The 21089-nt window shown below is 40.7% G+C and carries 27 protein-coding genes and 2 pseudogenes; 27 read left to right on the top strand and 2 right to left on the bottom strand.

What is annotated here, in order from left to right:
* The coding region (locus tag NT178_02405; GenBank protein MCX5811383.1) for a hypothetical protein at positions 1–572 on the top strand (572 nt) is incomplete at its 5' end.
* Here the strand turns inward: NT178_02405 and NT178_02400 are convergent.
* A complete protein-coding gene (locus tag NT178_02400; protein ID MCX5811382.1) occupies positions 541–966 on the bottom strand; it encodes a hypothetical protein in 426 nt (141 codons plus the stop codon). The two genes, NT178_02405 and NT178_02400, sit on opposite strands and share 32 nt — an antisense overlap.
* A 13-nt stretch (positions 967–979) precedes the next feature.
* Between NT178_02400 and NT178_02395 the strand changes: the two genes are divergently transcribed.
* From NT178_02395 to NT178_02375, 5 genes are all read left to right on the top strand, one after another.
* A complete protein-coding gene (locus tag NT178_02395; protein ID MCX5811381.1) occupies positions 980–2203 on the top strand; it encodes an outer membrane beta-barrel protein in 1224 nt (407 codons plus the stop codon).
* 26 nt (positions 2204–2229) lie between these two features.
* Positions 2230–3234: an SLBB domain-containing protein gene (locus NT178_02390; GenBank protein MCX5811380.1), complete on the top strand. Its 1005-nt coding sequence runs from the start codon at positions 2230–2232 to the stop codon at positions 3232–3234.
* 45 nt (positions 3235–3279) lie between these two features.
* Positions 3280–5544 carry a polysaccharide biosynthesis tyrosine autokinase gene (locus tag NT178_02385; GenBank protein MCX5811379.1) on the top strand — a complete coding sequence of 755 codons (2265 nt, stop codon included), beginning with the start codon at positions 3280–3282 and terminating at the stop codon, positions 5542–5544.
* Positions 5545–5583: 39 nt separating this feature from the next.
* The gene (locus NT178_02380; protein MCX5811378.1) at positions 5584–6342 is read left to right on the top strand and encodes a tyrosine protein phosphatase; all 759 of its coding nucleotides are present in this window, start codon (positions 5584–5586) and stop codon (positions 6340–6342) included.
* 68 nt (positions 6343–6410) lie between these two features.
* A complete protein-coding gene (locus tag NT178_02375) occupies positions 6411–6662 on the top strand; it encodes a four helix bundle protein (protein MCX5811377.1) in 252 nt (83 codons plus the stop codon).
* 343 nt (positions 6663–7005) lie between these two features.
* Here NT178_02375 and NT178_02370 read toward each other — a convergent pair whose 3' ends face one another.
* Positions 7006–7248: a hypothetical protein gene (locus NT178_02370; protein MCX5811376.1), complete on the bottom strand. Its 243-nt coding sequence runs from the start codon at positions 7246–7248 to the stop codon at positions 7006–7008.
* 94 nt (positions 7249–7342) lie between these two features.
* Between NT178_02370 and NT178_02365 the strand changes: the two genes are divergently transcribed.
* From NT178_02365 to NT178_02265, 21 genes and pseudogenes are all read left to right on the top strand, one after another.
* Positions 7343–8356, top strand: a complete 1014-nt coding sequence (locus NT178_02365; GenBank protein ID MCX5811375.1) for an O-antigen ligase family protein — start codon at positions 7343–7345, stop codon at positions 8354–8356.
* Positions 8357–8611: 255 nt separating this feature from the next.
* Positions 8612–9025 carry a hypothetical protein gene (locus tag NT178_02360; GenBank protein ID MCX5811374.1) on the top strand — a complete coding sequence of 138 codons (414 nt, stop codon included), beginning with the start codon at positions 8612–8614 and terminating at the stop codon, positions 9023–9025.
* A gap of 116 nt (positions 9026–9141) precedes the next feature.
* Positions 9142–10140 carry a tetratricopeptide repeat protein gene (locus tag NT178_02355; protein ID MCX5811373.1) on the top strand — a complete coding sequence of 333 codons (999 nt, stop codon included), beginning with the start codon at positions 9142–9144 and terminating at the stop codon, positions 10138–10140.
* Positions 10141–10258: 118 nt separating this feature from the next.
* Positions 10259–10702, top strand: coding sequence for a hypothetical protein (locus NT178_02350; protein MCX5811372.1), 444 nt, complete (start codon positions 10259–10261; stop codon positions 10700–10702).
* Positions 10699–10881, top strand: a complete 183-nt coding sequence (locus tag NT178_02345; GenBank protein ID MCX5811371.1) for a hypothetical protein — start codon at positions 10699–10701, stop codon at positions 10879–10881. The genes NT178_02350 and NT178_02345 overlap by 4 nt, the downstream gene beginning before the upstream one ends.
* A 137-nt stretch (positions 10882–11018) precedes the next feature.
* Positions 11019–11189 (top strand): annotated as a pseudogene (locus NT178_02340) (nucleotidyltransferase domain-containing protein).
* Positions 11190–11494: 305 nt separating this feature from the next.
* Positions 11495–11959: a nucleotidyltransferase domain-containing protein gene (locus NT178_02335; protein ID MCX5811370.1), complete on the top strand. Its 465-nt coding sequence runs from the start codon at positions 11495–11497 to the stop codon at positions 11957–11959.
* 56 nt (positions 11960–12015) lie between these two features.
* Positions 12016–12414: a DUF86 domain-containing protein gene (locus NT178_02330; protein ID MCX5811369.1), complete on the top strand. Its 399-nt coding sequence runs from the start codon at positions 12016–12018 to the stop codon at positions 12412–12414.
* 157 nt (positions 12415–12571) lie between these two features.
* The gene (locus tag NT178_02325) at positions 12572–12889 is read left to right on the top strand and encodes an ATP-binding cassette domain-containing protein (protein ID MCX5811368.1); all 318 of its coding nucleotides are present in this window, start codon (positions 12572–12574) and stop codon (positions 12887–12889) included.
* Between the two features lie 184 nt (positions 12890–13073).
* On the top strand, positions 13074–13454 hold the full coding sequence (locus tag NT178_02320; protein MCX5811367.1) for a hypothetical protein: 381 nt from the start codon (positions 13074–13076) through the stop codon (positions 13452–13454).
* 796 nt (positions 13455–14250) lie between these two features.
* Complete coding sequence (locus NT178_02315) at positions 14251–14490, top strand: type II toxin-antitoxin system HicB family antitoxin (protein MCX5811366.1); 240 nt, start codon at positions 14251–14253, stop codon at positions 14488–14490.
* Entirely contained in the window at positions 14471–14659 is a 189-nt protein-coding gene (locus NT178_02310) for a type II toxin-antitoxin system HicA family toxin (protein ID MCX5811365.1), read from the top strand. The genes NT178_02315 and NT178_02310 overlap by 20 nt, the downstream gene beginning before the upstream one ends.
* A gap of 320 nt (positions 14660–14979) precedes the next feature.
* Positions 14980–15228, top strand: a complete 249-nt coding sequence (locus tag NT178_02305) for a hypothetical protein (protein MCX5811364.1) — start codon at positions 14980–14982, stop codon at positions 15226–15228.
* Complete coding sequence (locus NT178_02300) at positions 15207–15464, top strand: hypothetical protein (protein ID MCX5811363.1); 258 nt, start codon at positions 15207–15209, stop codon at positions 15462–15464. Before NT178_02305 ends, NT178_02300 begins: the two co-directional genes overlap by 22 nt.
* 150 nt (positions 15465–15614) lie before the next feature.
* Positions 15615–16574 (top strand): D-glycero-beta-D-manno-heptose-7-phosphate kinase, encoded by a 960-nt coding sequence (rfaE1, locus tag NT178_02295; GenBank protein ID MCX5811362.1) that lies wholly within the window; start codon positions 15615–15617, stop codon positions 16572–16574.
* A 160-nt stretch (positions 16575–16734) separates the two neighbouring features.
* A complete protein-coding gene (locus tag NT178_02290; protein ID MCX5811361.1) occupies positions 16735–17124 on the top strand; it encodes a GxxExxY protein in 390 nt (129 codons plus the stop codon).
* Positions 17125–17216: 92 nt separating this feature from the next.
* Complete coding sequence (gene gmhB, locus NT178_02285) at positions 17217–18221, top strand: D-glycero-beta-D-manno-heptose 1,7-bisphosphate 7-phosphatase (protein MCX5811360.1); 1005 nt, start codon at positions 17217–17219, stop codon at positions 18219–18221.
* Positions 18222–18344: 123 nt separating this feature from the next.
* Positions 18345–18551, top strand: a complete 207-nt coding sequence (locus NT178_02280) for a GxxExxY protein (GenBank protein MCX5811359.1) — start codon at positions 18345–18347, stop codon at positions 18549–18551.
* 179 nt (positions 18552–18730) lie between these two features.
* A complete protein-coding gene (gene rfaD / locus NT178_02275; protein ID MCX5811358.1) occupies positions 18731–19699 on the top strand; it encodes an ADP-glyceromanno-heptose 6-epimerase in 969 nt (322 codons plus the stop codon).
* Between the two features lie 269 nt (positions 19700–19968).
* Positions 19969–20331: pseudogene (locus NT178_02270) on the top strand (GxxExxY protein).
* Positions 20332–20500: 169 nt separating this feature from the next.
* The coding region (locus NT178_02265; GenBank protein ID MCX5811357.1) for a ParB/RepB/Spo0J family partition protein at positions 20501–21089 on the top strand (589 nt) is incomplete at its 3' end.

Here is a 21089-nt window from a genome sequence, read left to right as displayed (position 1 = left end):
CTACACAGGCAGCAAACATCACGACAGCAGCCGTTACCGCAGCACCCACACAGGCAGGCAATGTAACGACAGCAGCCGTCAATGCAGCACCTACACAGGCAGCAAACATCACGACAGCAGCCGTTACCGCAGCACCCACACAGGCAGGCAATGTAACGACAGCAGCCGTCAATGCAGCACCTACACAGGCAACAACTATTACGACAGCAGCCGTCAATGCAGCACCCACACAGGCAGGCAATATTACATCGGCAGCAGTCCAGGCAGCACCTACTCAGGCAACAACCATTACGACAGCAGCCGTTACCGCAGCACCCACACAGGCAGAGCCGTTACCGCAGCACCCACACAGGCAGGCAATATTACATCGGCAGCAGTCCAGGCAGCACCTACTCAGGCAACAACCATTACGACAGCAGCCGTTACTGCAGCACCCACACAGGCAGCCAATATTGTGGCTAATGCTGTTGCAGTTGCTCCAACTGCCACTTCTTCAATTACTACAGCAGCAACCCAGGCTGGTGCATCAACGCAGGCGGTTCAACAGGGTGTTGCCAATGCAGCAACGGTAGTTATACAAACAAATACCCCGATAACGGTAGCTCCTGTAGCTCCTACACCGACTCCTACACCGACTCCTACACCAACACCGACTCCTACACCGACTCCTACACCGACTCCTACACCGACTCCTACACCAACACCGACTCCTACACCTGAGGCTCCTACACCGACTCCAACACCGACTCCTACACCTACACCAACACCGACTCCTACACCTACGCCTACACCTACACCACCGCCGCCGCCACCACCACCGCCACCACCACCTGCACCACCTGCACCACCTGCACCATCACCTTCTGGAGGCGGAGGAGGCGGAGGGCAGCCGATAAGTCCATCACACTGAAATATTATGGAGAATACTTTTTGAAATGATAAATAAAAAAATAAAATCAATAACATCAAGGAGAAAGATATGGGACTGAGATGGAAATCATCATGCATAGGTGTAGTTTTCTGTCTACTGTTTTGTTTGGTATCAAGTTACGCATCTGCTGAAATAAAAGTCGGCAATTTAAAGATAATACCCGAACTGTCTGTTTCTCAGATATATGATACGAATATTTATCAGAATACCACAGTTGCAGCAAACGGAACTCCTGTAGATGTCAGAAAAGATTTTATAACTATTACAACGCCTGGCCTGAGATTAATATATGATTTTGGCGGAAAACATACATTTACTCTGGGCGGCAATGTAGGCATTAATAACTACTGGCATTATACAAGGAATGATTTTGGGGACTATAACGGAAATGCAGCTCTGAATTTGAAATTTACAAATATAGATTTTGATTTTGGCCAAACATATCAAAACAGTTATATGAAGCGTTCCAACGATGACCCTACAAACCGTATGAGGCCCTTTGAAAGCTGGAACAGCAATATATCAATGGCATACAAGTTTGCAGACCGGTGGAAGATAAAACCGTTTTATACACGTCTCGACCAGGCATTCAGAAGTGATCTTGACAGGTCGCAGAGCTATATCAAAGAAACTTCAGGAATCAGCCTTTTTTATCGCTTTACCCCCCGCACTTCTGCCCTTGTTGAATACAATTATGTGGGTAAGGATTTCAAGAATTCAGATAACTCCGACCACAGGGATAATATAATATATGCAGGTCTTTCGTTTTACGATCCGGAGGGAAAGATCAATGGCGATATCAAAGGCGGTTATGCATGGGCTAAGTACAATCACGATGTAGTAAATCGTGAAAATAAGCCGAAAACATGGGTTATGGTCGGCGATCTTATGTATGCTTTCAGCGCTTATACCAACGTTGCATTGAATCTCGGCCGTTATCATGATGATGATGTTGATTCCGGTAATGCATCCTATGATGTAACTTCTGCCGGTTTAACATTGCAGCATCTTTTTACCCAAAAGATCGGTGGTACAGGCAAGGTTTCATACAGGCAGAGCGATTATCTGGATGCAATGAAAGATAATATTGAAAATCAAATGAAAAAGAGAACTGATAAAACGTGGGATTTTGGCGTCGGTGCATTCTACAAGATACAGAAATGGTTAGAGGCAAGACTTGATTATCAATATACCACTAAGGATTCAAACTTTCAGGCGTATCAATATAATGAAAATAAGGTGATGTTTAAGGTTTCAGTAACAACGCCGTAAATTTTATCGAGTCATAAAGGGTTATAATGAATATCAGGGTACTGCCAAAGTTGCTTACTATCTTTTTGTCAATATTTTTCATTTTTTCATTTTCTCTATGCTACCATACATTTGATCCGATCAAACTTCACTCCACGGTCTATATTGGACAACCGGCCGTTGTTTCTGCGCCTTTTTTTCAATCCTTATTTCCAAAAATTCTAATTTCTAAATTAAAAATTCTAAATTTCTTTTCTTTTCATCTCTCCCCCTCCTCTGCCTTTGCCCAGGACGATTACAAGATCGGAGTTGAAGATGAACTTTCGGTTACTGTCTGGGATCATCCTGACCTGACCCGTAAAATACGTGTGAACCTGGAAGGCAGAATCAGTTTCCCTCTTATCGGAGAACTTGATGTTTCCGGACTGACCCCTCTGCAATTGGAAAAAAAGTTGAAGGAGCTTCTTTCGCAGGGTTTTATTGTAAGCCCTCAGATCAGCGTTATGGTTACAGAATATAGAAGCCAGAAGGTGTCAATAATAGGAGAGGTAAATTCACCGGGTTCATATCCCTTGACGAAAAAGACTTTGCTTATTGAGGCTATTGCAATGGCCGGTGGCGTTAAATCGGATGCAGACCTTGAGATAATGATAGTAAGACCTAAAGAGAAAAAAAAGGATGAAAAAGACGCTGTTCTTTTGCCGGACCAGGTTGACCCGTCGGAAGTGATAAAAGTGAGACTGAGGGATGTCCTTGAGGGCGAAAAAACGCAGAATATTGAGGTACAGAATTTTGATACAATATTTGTTCCGAAAATGAAGGTTTTTTATGTAACAGGCGAAGCAAAGCGTCCGGGCCAGTATACATACATGAAGAATTTGACAGTTCTGAAAGCAATAAGCACAGCAGGGGGTTTTACAGAAAAAGCAGCCAAAAGACAGGTCAAAATAGTCAGAGAAAAAAATGGAAAGAAAATAGAGATAGAACACATTTCCCTTGATCACCCAATAGAGCCCAGCGATACCATCGTTATCCCGGAAAGTTTCTGGTAATCCTGTAAGTGAAATCATAAACATATCGTTATTCCGGAGGAAAAAATGAACATCCCCATGCAGCAGAAGGAAATGCATATATATGACTACCTCCAGATCCTTTATAAATGGCGGAAGCCGGCAATTATTTTCTTTTTTGTTATATTGTGTACGGTTACCGTCAGTTCATTCATCATGACGCCAATATATAAGGCTACATCGAGGATTCTTATTGAAAGGGAGGCGCCCAAATTTCTTAATATGCAGGAACTCTTACCCGTTGATGCAAGCAGTACTGAATTTTATCAGACTCAATACAAAATCTTACAGAGCCGTTCGCTTGCGCTAAAAGTAATTCGGTTTCTCAACCTCAGTCAGAATAAAATATTTAATCCAAATGCATCTGAAAAAATTAGTCCACAGGATAAAAAAGATTTGGAGCGAAGACTGGTGGGCAATATTCTCGGAAATCTTAAAATAGAACCCATAAGAAACAGCAGGCTGGTAGATATCAATTTTGAAAATAAAGATCCTGAGCTTGCCGCAAATATCACAAATGCAGTGGTTAATAATTATATTCTGCAAGGCATGGAATGGAAAACAACAACTTCATCAGAAGCAAAGGATTTTTTGACCAAACAGATAGAAGAACAACGGATAAGGCTGGAAGAATCTGAACAGGCATTACAGGGCTACAAGGAGAAGTACGGGATTGTTCAGTTGACACAAACAACCGGGCAAAAAGAGAGCGAAAATATTGCCATGCAGAGGCTTTCAGGGCTTACATCAAGCTTTATACAGGCGCAGACTGCACGGCTTGAAGCAGAATCAAAAAACAGAGAGGTGCAGGATCTTTTATCTAAAGGCGCAAGTTATGAGTCCATTCCCCAGATAAACAACAGCTACCTTGTCCAGAGACTCAGGGAAAACGAAGCAAAATTGACAGCCCAGGTGTCTGAACTCTCCCAAAAATATGGTGAAAAACATCCAAGGATGATCCAGTTAAAGCAAGAAATTGATTCTATGCGGCAAAAGATTAAAGATGAAGCGAAACAAGTATTAAGTTCTATTAAGAATGAATACGCAATCGCAAGAGCCAGGGAGGCAAGCGCACGGGGCGCCCTGGAGGGGCAAAAAACAGAGACTCAAAAACTGAGTGAACGTTCTATCCAATATGGCGTTTTATTGCGTGAAGTAGAAAAAAACCGTGAGCTTTATGAAAACATACTTAAAAGATTAAAAGAGACCTCGGTAACGCAAGAGTTAGGTACTACCAATGTCAGGGTTGTTGATGTGGCTGAGGTTCCAAGATCATCAGCAAGACCGAAAAAGATGCAAAATATTATGCTGTCAATAATTGTGGGATTATTTATGGGAATTGGTCTTGCTTTTTTTCTTGAATACCTTGATAATACGATCAAAACCCCTGACGATATTAAAAAATACCTTGGTGTTCCGAATCTTGCCATTATCCCTGCAATCAATTTTGAAGAAGAAGTTGGAGAGCACGTCAAGCAGGCCAGTCTTATTGTACACCATAAACCAAAATCAACTATTTCAGAGGCCTTCAGGAGCCTCAGGACCGCTATTTTATTTTCATTTCCTGAAAATCCTCCGAAAATAATATTGGTTACAAGTATTGTTCCGCAGGAAGGGAAATCTTTTATTGCAGTAAATACTGCCCTTATAATGGCGCATGCAGGCGACTCTGTGTTGTTGATAGACGCAGACCTTCGCAGGCCTTCAATCAATAAGCTTCTTAGTTTTGACAACCTGAAGGGGTTGAGCAATATTATTGTAGGAGAAGAAGCAAACATCAGGCCTTCTGCAATACATGATAAATTAAGCGTTATTACAAGCGGACCTATCCCTCCTAATCCGGCAGAGCTTCTCGGGTCAAAAAGGATGGAAGAAACTATAGAAAAGTATAAAGGGCTATACGATAAAATAATAATCGATTCACCGCCGGTCAGCTCGGTGACGGACGCGCTTGTTTTAAGCAGGCTTGCAGATGGAATTATCTTTGTTGTTCATGGTGGAAAAACCACAAAAGAAATGGGCATGCGCGGTATAGGCCAGCTTCAGGGGGTGAACGCCAGGGTTTTGGGCGCCGTTCTCAATAATATAGACATTGATAAGTCGGGATATTACTATTATTCTCACTACTATTCCCATTATTATAAAAATTACTATGTTGAGGATGATGATAAGAAAAGATCAATTAATACGCAAAATAAAGAAAAACATATATCCTTAATTTGGGCGTTTTTAAGCAAGTCTTTAACCGGCAGCAAGAAGGATTTGGATAAAGACGCTCGCCGTAAATCATAATTTGTTCATGATAAATTCTAAATCAAGCTGTTCTATCCTATGATTGACCTTCATGCCCATATCCTTCCCGGCATAGACGATGGCGCGCAAGACCTGAAAGAATCCATCGACATGTGCCGCATAGCCGCCCATGACGGTATAAAAACTATTGTTGCGACCCCGCATACGGGTAACGGGGTATACCTCAGCAATCGGGAACGTATTTTATCGGAAGTTGGCCTTCTTAATCGAAACCTTACAGAATGCAGTATCCCTCTCAAGGTACTTCCGGGGGCAGATGTCCGTATAGGAACATATATTGAAATTGAAGAGATGTTGGAACGTGGCGAGGCAATGACAGTAAATGATAATAATTGTTATTTGATGATTGAATTTCCTGAGAGCCTTATCCCTTCAAATCTCTATGAATGGTTGTTCAAGTTGAAATTAAAGGGCATAACGCCTATCTTTACCCATCCTGAAAGGAATCTTGTTATACAAAAGGATATAGGTATGCTTTTTGAATGGGTAGAAAGAGGAGGTTTGGTTCAACTCACTGCTATGAGCCTGACAGGAAACTTTGGTCAAAGCATTAAGAGATGTTCCGAAGAATTATTAACCTCACATTTAGTTCATTTTATAGCCTCGGATGCGCACTCAGCGTCAAGAAGACCGCCGGTGCTGTCAACAGCAAGAGACATCGCAGCAAGCCTTATCGGCATAGACCTGGCTTTCAAGCTTGTTGATGAATTCCCCGCAGACATTATTGCCGGCAAACCTATAAAAGCAAGCTTCTTCTCACGCTTTTTTGTGAAATGAAGGTTGTAATGTAGAATGTAGAATGTAGAATGTAGAAATTAGAAATTTGAACTGAAGGGCAATAATATATGGATAAAAAAGAACTTGAAGAAAGGACAAAGAGGTTTGCTATTCAACTGATCAAGTTTGTTTCAAAACTCCAGAAAAATAAAATAAATGAAGTAATTAGCTATCAATTGCTGAAATCAGGAACATCGATCGGTGCAAACTACAGGGAAGCAAACCGTGCAGAATCACGTAATGATTTTATGCATAGATTGGAATCGTCACTAAAGAAGCTTCTGAGACACAATATTGGTTGGAAATATTATCGGATTTAGGAATCTTTAATAACGAAGAGTTAAATAGGTTGCTTCAGGAATCAACAGAGCTTCTCGCTATTTTTACAAGTACAGGCAAGTCTGTCAAATCTAACAGAATTGATCTATAGAAAATTTCAGAATTGATCTATAGAAAATTTCAGGTTTAAGTTTTGTTTTCTAAGTTATTGTTTATTGTCTTCTAATTTCTAATTTCTAATTTCTAAATTCTAAATTCTAAATTCTACATTCTACATTCTACATTCTAAATTCTAAATTCCATGTTTTCCCTCATAATCCTCATCGGGTTAATCATCCTCATCATTGGTGCCCCCTTGGCCGTTGGTTCTGTTTATACGATCACTTATTCTGCAATAGAAATAATCGTATTTTCCCTCCTCCTTCTCCATATATGTTTTCCGCGATCTCCGGTTCCCAATTCTAAATTCTCAATTCTAAATTCTAAATTGTTTTTCCTTCTATTGCCAATTTTCCTCTTCCTCCTCATCGCCCTCCTGCAGATAGTCCCCATTCCTTTATCGGTTATTAAGGTTGTTTCTCCCTCCACTGCCGCCTTATATGAGAAACTCGGTCTGACACTTAACACGCAACACGCAACACGCAACACTTTTGCAAACATTTTCCTGCTCTCTCTGAGCCTTTACTCCTCTACCATAGCTATATTAAAGTGGTTTGCCTATGTGGGTGTCTTTATTCTTATTACGACCTTCAACCCTCCTGAGAAAAAGCTTAAAGACGGGAACTGGCTTAAAATTATTTCTATAGCTTTCTTTGTAATTGGCTTTGCTGAAGCAATATATGGCCTTTATTTATACCTTAATCATTCCGATTCTCTGCTGTGGTTTACAAGAATCTATTATAAAGGCTTTGTAGACGGTACATATATAAATAAGAACCATCTTGCCGGTTTTATGAATATGTGTATATTTATTTCCATAGGTTTCCTTACATCATACATAGGTTCTTATAGAAAAAAGGGCTATCGCTTGAAAGAAACATTTTTATTAATATTAACAACAAAAAAGACTATTTTCATATATCTTATTATTTTTGGGTTACTCACTATGATCCTTGCTGTTATATTTTCAAACTCACGTATGGGTCAATTCAGCCTTATTGCGGGTTCGATTTTTTTGTGTATCCTCTATACAGTAAAAAGGTTAAAAAACTTTTTATTTATACTGATTTTTATTTTTTGTATGGCAACTGCCTGGGGTATATGGAAGGGGGTTGAGCCTGTAATTGAAAGATGGAATGCAACAGATGCCGATTTTATCGGAAGGAATGATGTTTGGAAAAGTACGTTAAAAATGTCCCGGGATTTCCCTATACTCGGAACAGGTCTTGGCACCTATGAGCTTGCATTCCCACCTTTTAAACCGGAAAAAATTGGTGTCGGTATTGTAGACCACGCTCATAATGATTATCTTGAAATGCTTTCAGAGGTGGGATGGGCAGGTTTTGTGTGCTGGCTTTCTTTTTTCTTTATGTATCTTTATTTTACGATTTCAGCCTGGATTCAAAAGCAAGGTGCCTTTTCCCGTGGTATGGGCGCTGGAGGCATAGCTGCCACAATCGCAACGCTGATTCATTCTCTCGCTGACTTTAACCTGCAAATACCCGCCAATGCCCTTCTCCTTTTCATTGTTATGGCAATTACCTGGCAGGCAGTTCACACCTCATTTTCAACATAAAGTAATTGAAAATATTTAGAATTTAGAATTTAGAAATTAGAATTGAATAGTAATGATGAACTCGTAAAAAGTCGTATTTCTGTCATTCCCACGAAAGTGGGAATCCAGTGATTTCAATGTGTTCTGGGCTCCCGTTTTCACGGGAGTGACGGTTTTTTGACTTCTTACGAGTGCATCAGAATTGAATAGCAATAATCATGAATATAAAAGATAAGAACATTGTGGCTTTTTACGAAACCATCATAGGTGTTTAAGATGTCAAATTCTAAATTCTCAATTCTAAATTCTAAATTGCTCTTATTTTCCTTCTCTTTCCTTCTCTTCCCTATCCTTTCCTTCGCCGGCAGCTTAGTGCTTCCAAGTATGCCCTCCGCTCCTTCCTTCCCTGCGGGAGAAGAACAAGGTGTAGGAGGGATAGCGTCTCCTGTGGATGCAGGAGGAGAAGCATCTACTGCAGGGATTGTTGCCGATGTTAAAAGTACTACCGATGGCATCGAAGATCCAAATGCACCAAAGCCAAAATCGGATGACAGGAAAATAAAGCATGGGAAAATGGATGGAAAATATGAAAGCAAGAAAGACCTCAAAATTAATTACGGAACAGGTTTAAAAGGCCCCATCAATTATGGTGAAAAACATAAAGAAGATATCATAAAGGAAAGGGAGTAAAAGGTTTATGTGATTTTATGAATATGCCCAATTCTATATTCTACATTCTACATTCTAAATTCTACATTCTAAATTCTAAATTTCCTATTCTCATTAAAATATGTGCCATTGTACTCTTGCTCCCCCTCTTATATCTGAGCTCCATCCGCCTGATAAGTGCAATTCTCATCCCTATTGACTTTAGCTCCCTCTGGATAAACAAGACCTTTACTTCGCCATTCAATATTCAGCACGCAACACTCAAAATCTTATCAAAGCTGGATCCATTTAACGCTGATTATAAGCATATTCTTGCATGGAATTTATGGTCAGTAGACCTCAGCAAAGCAGACAAGGCTATTAAAAGCGCTATAAACAGGTCAGTTATTGACCCGAAAAGCTGGATTTTTCTTGGATGGATTAAGGGAAGAGAAGGTTTTATCACTGAAGGCTACAAAGACTTTGATCGAGCAGTCATGCTGAACCCAAAACGCCCCGACTCCCTGGCGCAGCAGGGCCTCTATGTTTACCAGATGTTGCCGCTGATCGATAAAAGCGTGAAGCCTTTGTTCCAGGTATTGGCAGAACTCAACCTTCGCGTTGCAATGGAACTTGACCCTGTATTCGCGCGATATCCTCCTTATGCCTTTGCATTAGCAATGATTTATCAGGAAAAAGGAGACAGCAGCGCCGCATCTTCCGTGCTGCGAAATATCAATACAGACGGCCCGACAGATTGGCAACTTACGATAAGGAACATGGTCTTATACCTTCAGCTAAACAGGTACCTTACGGCAATTGCTCAATGGGAAACATCATTTAATCCCGACAAGCTTACCCCGGCCCAGATTAATTTGATAGAAAAGGAATTGAATAAATACAATATACCGGATTTAAGATATTTTCTTGCCAGAATTTACCTGCATCAGGGTAAAACAGATGTTGCCCTGGGCGAATTGAAATCGCTCGTTGCATTAAGGGGAAACGTTGTGGAATACAGACTTGCACTCGGGGATATGTATGAGAAGGCTGGCAATCGTAAAGACGCCCTTATTCAGTATGAAAAAGCCGTAGAACTTTCTCCTGCCAACCAGCAGGCAAAGAAGAAGGTTATTGAATATTACAGTAAAAGATAAGAGAAATAGCAATTTGGAATGTAGAATGTAGAAATTAGAAATTAGGATTTAGGATAGTGAATGTAGAAATTAGAATTGAGAAATTGCAAACAACAATGAGTTATAACTGTCGACTACTATGATAGGAAAAGTTTGTCCTTCTTGCGGATCTACCCATGTTAAACGAAGCCATAGAAGAAATATCGGGGAATACCTCCTGAAGATCATAAACAGGAAACCATATCGATGTGTGGATTGCGACTGGCGGGGGATTATGTGGGGTGGCAGGGCATATGATTATTCCGGGGTATCTAAAAAGAAAGATCTGACGAAGATCCAGGAACGTATTCTGATGATCATAAACAGAAAAACATATCGCTCCGTGGATTACGACTCGCGGGGGAATTTATGGGGTAGGGCACACGATTATTCAAGGGCATCTAACAAAAAACATCTGACAAGAATCCACTGGCTCCTTATAATTGCATTTGCATTATTGATAGCATTTATGATTATCATGTACGTGCAGCGAGAACAAGAACAGAGCGCAGCGTTAAAAACTTTATTAAGCATAACAACATGAAAGTACCACTATATTCAACACCGATATTCATCTATGCAATGGCTGCCATACCTGTTTCAAATAATGTTGCAGGTGTCACGATAAAAAAAGAATCTTTGAAAGAGAGGATTACCGCACTAAGCTTTGAAAAGCTTGTGCAGGTGAATGCTGCATTTAAATTTGCTCTTGCAATAACGTAATTTGTGACCCTAAAACACAACTGTTCCTTCTTAATCCGGCAAAGGATTTTATTGATAAAGCTTATTTGCAAGCCCTGTTCTTTCTTTCATGTATACTTCGATTGTGGATGAATTAATCAAGACCCTTAAGAGATGCTCTTCCCTCTGACAGAAATGTCAGGCTTGCCTATTTTTTCGGCTCCATTGCCCCAAAAAAAGAGACCCCCATGAGCGATATTGATATTGCTGTATACTTAGCAAAAGAAAATAGATGCATTTATTTATCGTCTGAAGCTTACGGAAAAACTGATAAGAATTATGAACAATGAAAAAGTAGATATTGTTGTCTTAAACAATGCTTCTCCTCTCCTCAAATATGAGGTTATAAAGAATGGTATTCTACTGAAAGGCAACATTAACGACTGCGTTGTTTATGAAACATTTGTATTGCAAGAATACCTTGATCATTTGCGAAAAATTCAAACGAAATACCATGCAACATTGCTTATAAAACTTAGCTCGGTCCGACCCCAATATTTCCGACCACAAGAAAGTTTATTTGTTACCTGATGACTGAGTGTGTGGTAAGATATTGTACGTTTCCGGGATAGGAGGGTTGAGAAAGGAGTGTCGAGTGAAACAGGTAATTACAGAAACCGATAGAAATAAGAATGAAAATCTTGCCGTCGGAGTTTACCGGTTGGCACAAACCTTTGGTCTTGTGGACATCTATGTATTTGGCAGCCGGGCACAAGAGATAGCCACTGCTGTAAGGAAAGGCGTGGTATTAAAACTTACACAATCTCCGGACGTTGATATTGGTGTTCGCCCCATACAGGGGGTAAAACTCTCACCACGAAACATAGTTAATCTTACCATTGAACTTGAAGACCTCTTTGATGTAAATCGGGTCGACCTTGTTGTGCTGCCTGGTTGTGACCCTTTTCTTGCACTCAATATTATACGGGGAGAACTCCTTTACACCAGGGACACTGTAGACCAGTCCCGTTACGAACTCTTTGTGCTTCGCCGTGCAGGGGACCTGCACCCTTTCAAGAAGGCCCGGATAGAAATGATATTGCAGTGGCAACCCCAATGACATCGGCTCCGATTAAAGCAGAAATAGTGACAGATAAGATCTCTTACACAAAATAGATGATTGAGGCAATTCGGCGTTTGCAGTTGTCAAGTTACGAGGAATTTGCAGCCGACAGTAGAAACTCGGCAGCAGCAGAATCTTTCCTGAGACGTGCCCTGGAATCGCTTTTTGATTTGGGACGCCACGTATTAGCAAAGGCTTTTGCGTCAACTCCGTCCGAATATAAGGAAATAGCCCTGGTCCTCACGAAAAATAGTGTCATCTCAAGGGAAGAAGGTCGAACTCTGAGGGAGATGGCTGGCTATCGGAACCGGATGGTCCACCTTTACCATGAGATTAGCGAAGAAGAACTTTATCATATCTGCCTTGATAACCTTATCGACATAGAAAAGATTAGTGATGCTATCAGCCGGTGGCTTCGCGAACATCCCGACAAAGTAGATACCGGGCTTTAATAAGGCAGGTGAGAACTGAGAGGCCAGAGAACAATGATGAGAGGCAAGAGATGGAAAACCCTCTCCCCTCTGGCTGTCACGACGTCTGTTACTGAAAGGTTCTTTACCCCTTATTCATTAACCCTTAAATCTTAAACTTTAACCCTTAAAACTAACTATGTCCTCCATTGTCATCAAATCCGACAATCTTGGCAAAAAATATATCATCGGCCATAAGGTGGAAAGGGGCGGTTATACGGCTTTGCGCGATGTGCTGATACATAATGCCCGAACCCTCTGGGATAAGACTAAAGACCTGCCAACGGGGAAGCCCATAATCCAGGGCGACACAATGGAAGAGGTGTGGGCGCTCAAGGATGTGAGTTTTGAGATCCGTCGCGGCGAGGCCGTTGGCATCATCGGCCGAATCAGAGACGGGAAAAGCACTTTACTAAAAGTTCTTTCCGCATTACCGAGCCTTCAACCGGGCAAGTGACTATCAAGGTTGACGCTGCATACCCTGTATGATACATTGAGTACATTACATAAAAAACGAGCATTGATATCATCAGCATCCACTCTTCAAAAAAAATTAGCCTTGCATGCAGGGAGATACATATATACTCCTATGGCGGTAGCCTGCCTGCATGCTCGACCAATAAAAGATTCTGAGGTGAAGGATGAAAAAAAATAATTTAGAAATTATACTGGAAAACATTGATGAGAAGTTTGAGCTGGTCTTGGAGGGTCACAGTGCCCTGAGTAAAGAGATCAGAGAGACACGTCAGGAATTCAACGAAAAACTTGATCTGGTAAATTTCAAAGTAGATACGTTACATCAGAGAGTTGAGAATGTCCGTGAAGAGTTGACAGAAAAGATTGATGCAGTCGACAAGAAACTCTCAGAAAAGATTGATGCAGTCGACAAGAAACTCTCAGAAAAGATTGATGGCGTGGAGAAGAGCCTTTCAGATAAGATTGACAATGTTGCTGCTGACCTCACTGCCCACCGCACCGATACGGAAGTTCATAGAAAAGGATACAAGGTTTCAGACGGTTAATGTAAGGCAATGGGCTATGGGCAAGAGGTGATAGGTCAGGAAGGACGATACACGTTGTGTGTGTGCCAAAGGATGATTATCTTGCGATTATCACTGCCTATGTTCCCTCATTGGATAGATGGGGCGAAGATTTCCGGGTAAGGAGAAAAAGATGAGATGCTTACTTTGTAAAGGTGAAATGGAAAAATCAACTGAAAAAAAGTTGAGCAATGTAGCAAAGGTAGCGTAAACCATCATTCTGTCAACACTCTCAGCACCTCACGATGCAGAAGTAAATTTTACCCGCAAGGGTGTGCGGGTTTGCCGGGATGAATCTTCTCACATACAGGCAAAGAAACATCTCCTCTCAGTGAACTCTGCGCCTCTGCGAGAGAATAAACGCCGTCAAGCCTTTATCCGTGTCTTTGTCGAGCGTAGCGGGCGGCAAGAAAATAATTTTCCACTTTCGCAATGCCGTTGTTACCTATGAGCTATGAGCAATCATCTGTCCTTTCCTTAAAGGCTCCTTTTTGGGGGCCAAAACAGCACTTTAAGCCCCATGAAATACAGTTTTAAGTTTTAAGTGCTAAGTTTTAATTTATATGAATTGATATTTTAACTCATAACTCAAAATTCATACGGTTTAATCTCGATTGATGTTTTCAACTCAAAATTTAAAACTCAAAACCCGAAACTCGAAACAGCTTTTATGGCTTGGTCCGACCCCAATTGAGAGACTGGTTTCGGTTTTATTTTAAAAAATGAGCGTATAGTGCTATAGTAATCTTGACATTCCCGAAAGGGCAAACTGGAGGCAATAGTGCAAAGTTATACTGCAAAATATCTTAAAGTAAGCAAAGGTTACATGGGCCAAATAGTTGAATGGCCGGAAGTTGTTACCGAAGGTAAAGACATTGAAGAATGCAGAGGCATGTTAAAGGATGCTCTCCATCAGATGGTTCTCGCATATAATGACTTGGGAAAACCTGTTCCGCAGGGAAGCATATTATACGAACAGCTACCTGTAGACCTGGCAGATGTCCGTAAAACGGCGTGATCTCATCCGATACCTGGAAGAAAACGGTTATCGATTATTACGAGAAGGCGGTAATCATTCAATCTATATTAATGAAGACATTGTTGTCCCTATTAAGCGTCACAAAGATTTCGACAGAATAACAGCCAATGAACTTTGTAAACAGGCCGGATTGAAGCCAAAATATTAGCAGATCCTTTGTCTGATGGGCTAATATATATTTACTTTGACTTTGTCCGTCTTTGTCGAGCGCAGCGGGTGGCAAGAAAATAATTTTCCACTTTTGCAATACCGTTGTTCTCTATCACCTATTACCCATCACCTTATTGTTTCTTATTTTGATGGCAAAAACAGCACTTTAAGCCCTAAAAAACGGGCCATTTATCATACATAAAATGCATGATATCAATGGGTTATCTTGGTCCGACCCCAACCCCTTATTTTCAATTGTTTCATAAAACAAGTCGTGGTAGAATGCTATATGGAATATGAATTATTATGGAGGTTCTCATGAGGAGCATGATTGCACAGCGTGTCAATGAAATAGCTGATTTAGCTAAAGGATTGCCTGAGAGCGCATTAGAGGAATTATTCGACTTTGCACAATTCCTTAAAATAAAGAAGCAGGGGTTCTCTTATAAAGAGGTAGCAGATAGCGCTGAGTATATGAGAAGCTTGAGGTTAAGGGAAGGCAAGAAAATAAAATCAGGCCAAATGTTTATCCAAGAGTTGATCGAATGGCAAAAATCAAGCTCTTAATCGACACCGATATAATTATAGATGCACTGAAAGGGATTAAACCCGCAAGAGATTTATTGAAAAGCCAGGAAGTAGACATCTATTGCTCGATACTTACCAAGAAGGAATTGCTATCAAAAGAAGGAATCAGGAGCTCTGAAAAAAAGGAAATAGAAGAAATATTATCAAGGGTGAAAGTGCTCAAGGTAGATGATAGTATTCATAAACAGCTTTGTTCGCTAAAAACAGCACTTTGAGCCCAGTGTCGGAAGGTGGATTAAGGATTAAACAATCCCTAATCTCTACTCCTTAACCCAGTATTTTACGGCTTGGCCCGACCCCAACGCCCCAATATATTCGAAATAATTGAAAAGTATTTTATAAATGAGAAATTATAGGGCTAAATCATGAGAGATCTAATAAAAATAATTGATAATTTTAAAGGTAAAAAAATAGGTATACTGGGAGACCTTATTCTCGATAAGTACATATTTGGTGATGTTGAAAGGATTTCCCCTGAAGCACCAATTCCGGTGGTACTTGTGTCAGAAGAATTCCATACTCCTGGCGGTGCGGGCAATGTCGCAAATAATATTGGAGCCCTTGGAGGAAAGGTATTTATTGCAGGCTTATTAGGTGAAGATGATGCAGGAAAACAACTACTCGAAGACCTTGTTAAAAGGGGTATTGACATAAGTGGGGTTATCAAAAGCAAACATAAACATACCAGTCAAAAAATGAGGATTGTTGCAAGGGGCCAGCATATAGTAAGGGTTGACAAAGAAAATAATGAATATATCGAAAATCATATAGAAGAAAAAATTATCAGTTACATAGAAGCAAATATCAGTAGCTGGGATGGGCTTGTGATCTCGGATTATGCAAAAGGCCTGGTAACAAAAAAACTTGCAAAAAAAATTATTGAACTTTCAAACATGCATAACAAATTTGTTATTGGTGATACAAAACCAGTTCATGCAACATTTTTTAAAAATAGTTACTTGTTAACACCAAACTACAAAGAAGCAATAGCAATATCAGGTTTAGCTGATGTGGCCAAAGCAGGTAAAAAGATACAAAGATTATTAAACTGTAACGTACTCATTACACAAGGCGCTCAAGGTATGCTTCTTTTCGAAAAAGATAAGATACAGCATTTTCCCACCATAGCACAGGAAATATTTGATGTTGCCGGCGCAGGGGATACAGTAGCTGCTGCTATGGCTATTTCTCTTGCTTCAGGCTCTAATCTCGAACAGGCAACCATCATTGCCAACCATGCAGCAGGAATTGTGGTTGGAAAAATAGGCACCGCAACGGTATCTATAAAAGAATTGAAGAAAGATTTAATAGAAAACGGACTCTAAGATTAAAATTCATTCATGTTTCAATTTATTTGCCGCCCGCTACGCTCGACAAAGGCGGACAAGAACTTACAAGAGATTTTGCTTTTTTTTCCCCCCCCCCCCCCCCGACAATGGTGGGGCAAAACTCTCAGCCTTTACAGGCATGAGATAATGTAAAACAATGGATATAAACGAGATTACATATATCATTAATGGAGCAGTCTTTGAGGTAAACAGGGTTCTTGGCCCCGGTTTTCTTGAGAAAGTTTATGAGAACGCACTACTTGTTGAGTTAGAACAACGAGGTCTCGCAGCAGAAAGCCAGGTGCCGATTAAAGTATCATACAAGGGTGAACCCGTCGGTGAATATATGGCAGATCTTTTTGTGGAAGGGAAAGTTATTATAGAGCTGAAAACGGTTGATAAGATCGAGGAAATTCATGAAGCCCAGCTCATGAACTACCTTAAGGCAACGGGGGTACCAGTAGGACTGCTCGTCAACTTCAAGCATCCGAAGACAGAGATTAAAAGGATTGTCTTCACTTTGCCCGAAGGGCATGGTGATTTATAGCAGGTAGTGTCACCTGCTATAAAAGTTATATACCGTCCAGCCTTTGTCCGTCTTTGTCGAGCGTAGCGGGCGGCGAAAAAAGAAACTTCCGTATGGATAGAAAGATAAAAACCCAAAAAGAAATGATTAAAATAGCTGCAAGGCTCAAAAGAGAAGGTAAACGCATTGTTACCTTCAATGGCAGCTTTGACATCCTCCACATAGGCCACACAAAGGCTTTCAAAGAAGCTAAATCTAAAGGCGATATTCTAATGATTCTCCTAAACAGCGATCAATCAATCCAAAGTTATAAGGGTCCGAATAGACCTATAATCTCGCAGAACGAAAGGGCAGAGACTTTGACATCCCTGGAATGCGTAGATTATGTGGTTATTTTTGATGAAATTAATCCCTTAAAGCTCTTGAGCGAAATCAAGCCTCACATCCATTGCAATGGTTCTGACTGGGGCAGAAATTGTATTGAACGGGAAGTTGTTGAAAAAGGTGGGGGCAAAATTCACATCTTAAAATGGCAAAAAGGACATTCAACGACAAACTTGATTGACAGAATTGTTGGAATGCATTTCAAACCTATTGTGAAAGCAGTATTCCTCGATAGGGATGGTACAATAAACGATAATAAGCAAGGCTATATCCATAAAATAGCAGATTTTCAATTTTTACCCGGGGCGATAGATGCTCTCCAGGTGCTCTCGAAGACTGACTATAAAATCATTATTATAACTAATCAGTCAGGTATAGGGAGGGGGTTTTATACAGAAGACGCGTTTGAAACCCTCAACCGGTGGCTACTTAAAACTCTTAAAGAGAAAGGTATACGCATTGATAGGATTTACCATTGTCCCCACGCCCCCGATGAAAGCTGTCCTTGCCGAAAGCCTGAAATCGGTATGCCCATGCAAGCTGTCAAAGATTTTGGAATAAGTCTCAACAGTAGCTGGCTCATCGGTGATGACCCGAAAGATGTTATTATGGGCAGAACAGCGAATGTGAAGACCATAAAACTTGGTGCTAAAATGCCTTCCAGTCTGAAACTCCAGCCGAATTATTACGCCAAAAATTTGCTTGAAGCAGCGAATATCATTTTATCAATTTAGGGCTTTTTTGCCGCCCGCTACACTTGACAAATGCGGATAAAATCGGATAAAGGCAGAAGAATAGTTATTTTGATAGCCGGCGATATATGCCGCCTATCAAATATTGAGCCCTGACGGGCAAATATGGACATAAACGACATTACCTCTACTATTAATGGCGCTATCTTTGAGGTTATGAGGGTACTGGGGCATGGGTTTCTCGAAAAGGTCTATGAGAACGCACTACTTGTTGAGTTAGAACAACGAGATCTCGCAGCAGAAAGCCAGGTGCCTGTTAACGTGTCATATAAAGGCGAATACGTTGGTGAATATATGGCAGATATCCTTTAGGCCTTCTGGTTAATTTCAAACATCAAAAAGTATAAATTAAACGGATTATATTCACTTTGCCCGAAAGGGCATAGTGATTCCTGGCTGGCAATGTCGCCAGCAAGGAAAGTATAAATTATCCGCTGTTATCCGCAATTATCTGTGGCTAATAAAACAACTTATGAGGAAAATATAAAAAAATGAAGCTAAAAGACAGTAGAATCATTGTAACCGGTGGTGCCGGTTTTATCGGTTCAAATCTTGTTAAATCGCTCAATGAACATGGTCACAAAAATATTATTATTGTTGACCACCTCACCAATAGTGGTAAATGGAAAAATTTAGTGGATTTGAAATTAGCTTATTATTTCGACAGGAATAGATTTCTGGAAACCTTAAATAACAACCAACTTAACGACATCGAAACAATAATTCATCTCGGGGCATGCAGCAATACTACAGAAACAAACGAAGATTTTTTGATATACAACAATGCTATATTCAGCAAAATTCTGTTTGATTTTTCTATAAAGAACAAATGTCGGTTTATATATGCCTCCTCAGCCGCCACATATGGAGACGGCAGCAAAGGATATAACGATAAAGAAAGAATCTTGACGCCTTTGAATTGCTATGGCTATTCAAAACACCTCTTTGATCAATGGGTTTTGGATAGCCCGGAAAAGCCAAAACAGTGTGTGGGGCTAAAATTCTTTAATGTATTTGGTCCCAATGAGTACCACAAAGGACAGATGGCCTCTGTGGTCTATCACGGTTATAATCAGATTATAAAAGATGGGGAAATAAGATTATTTAAATCATATAAAGAAGGTTTTGAAGATGGAGAGCAAAAAAGAGATTTCATCTATGTCAAGGATGCGCTGAAAGTAATCCTGTTTTTTCTTCATAATGAAAGTAAAAGTGGTATTTTTAATGTTGGCACTGGCGAGGCAAGGACCTTCTTTGATTTGGCCGCTTCCACTTTTAAAGCATTAAACCTTAAGCCTAATATAAGATTTATTGAAATGCCTGAATCTTTAAAGGGTAAATATCAATATTTTACAGAAGCTGATATGAGTAGTTTAAAAAAAATTGGATATGATAAAATATTATTTGAGTTGGAAGAGGGTGTTAAAGACTATGTGCAGAATTATCTGGTACATCTGTAATGAATCAGCCAGGAAAACAGCATTTTAAAAGGGGGTATCACAAACCGCAACATACTTTAAAGGACAGTTTTACAGCTAATGAGTAGAAATAAAATAGTATTTTTCACCACAGATATAAATCTGATGTACGCAGATGAATGCTATAAAATAATTAACTGTGTTCTGTATTGTGATAAACCGTCAATACAGCCCACACTTCATGCCCTCACAGGGCAGAAGTATAAAAGAATATTCCATCCGAATTTATCCGCTTTGATCTGTTGCTAAAAATGCATTCTGAAGAATTAACGAAAAAGATCATCGGTTGTGCATATACAGTTGCCAATACCCTTGGCAATGGCTTTCTTGAAAGGGTATATGAGAATGCCCTTGCTCATGAGTTAAAAAAGCAATATCTTCAAGTTGAACAGCAAAAAGCAATACCGGTATATTATGACCAGGTTGTAGTAGGATAATATGTCGCAGATCTGCTGGTGGAAGGAAGTGTTCTTGTTGAACTTAAAGCAGCCAAAGATATTGAAGACATCCATAAAGCACAATGTATTCATTATCTCAAAGCCACAGAACTCACGCTATGTCTGCTTATAAATTTTGGAACACCGAAAGTACAGGTTAAGCGCATTATAAGGTAAACCATTCAACAATAGCGCTTAAGGCGCTGATTGTTTTATCTGATTTGCCGCTCCATCCCAAATCAGATAAAGAAAATATCCCATCCGAATTTATCCGCAGTTACCTGCCTGTGCCTTGTACGAGGCAGACAGGTCTGTGGCTAAATAAAAAAGACTTTCGGAGGAGAATATGACAACGTATGAGAAGGGTAAACTTTACACCATCAATCTCTCCGATCTCCACGCTGATCCGAACCAACCACGTAAATCTATAGACCCGACGGCACTCGATGAACTTACCGCCTCCATAACCAAGCATGGCGTCCTTGAGCCCATCCTTTTCCGTGCCGCCGAAGACATCCTCTATGTCGTTGCCGGTGAACGCCGCGTCGAAGCCGCCCGCAAGGCCGCCCTCACTGCCATCCCTGCCATCTTTGTAGAAGGCAATCATGCCGAGATTGCCCTCGTGGAGAATCTCCTACGCCAGGACTTGACTGCAGTCGAAGAGGCGGAAGGTCTCCATGCCCTCATGACTGAGCAAAGTTATACCCAGGAACAATTAGGCGGCATAATCGGCAAGGCACAGAACACGCTGAGCGAGATACTGAGCCTCAACAAACTCCCCCGGGAAGTCCGTGACGACTGCCGGGGTGACCGGACGATCTCCAGAAGTGCCCTCATCGTCATCGCCAAGAAGAAGCAGTCCCGGGGGATGCAGACAGCCTACAACGCCTACAAGGAAAAACTTGCAAAACAACAAACAGGAAAACAGCAAAAAG

The sequence above is a fragment of the Pseudomonadota bacterium genome, assembly GCA_026388255.1.
In the GTDB taxonomy this organism is placed as follows: Bacteria; Desulfobacterota; Syntrophorhabdia; order Syntrophorhabdales; family Syntrophorhabdaceae; genus JAPLKB01.
The sequence above is the reverse complement of the archived record's forward strand: the minus strand, read 5'-3'. Positions and strand labels throughout refer to the sequence as shown.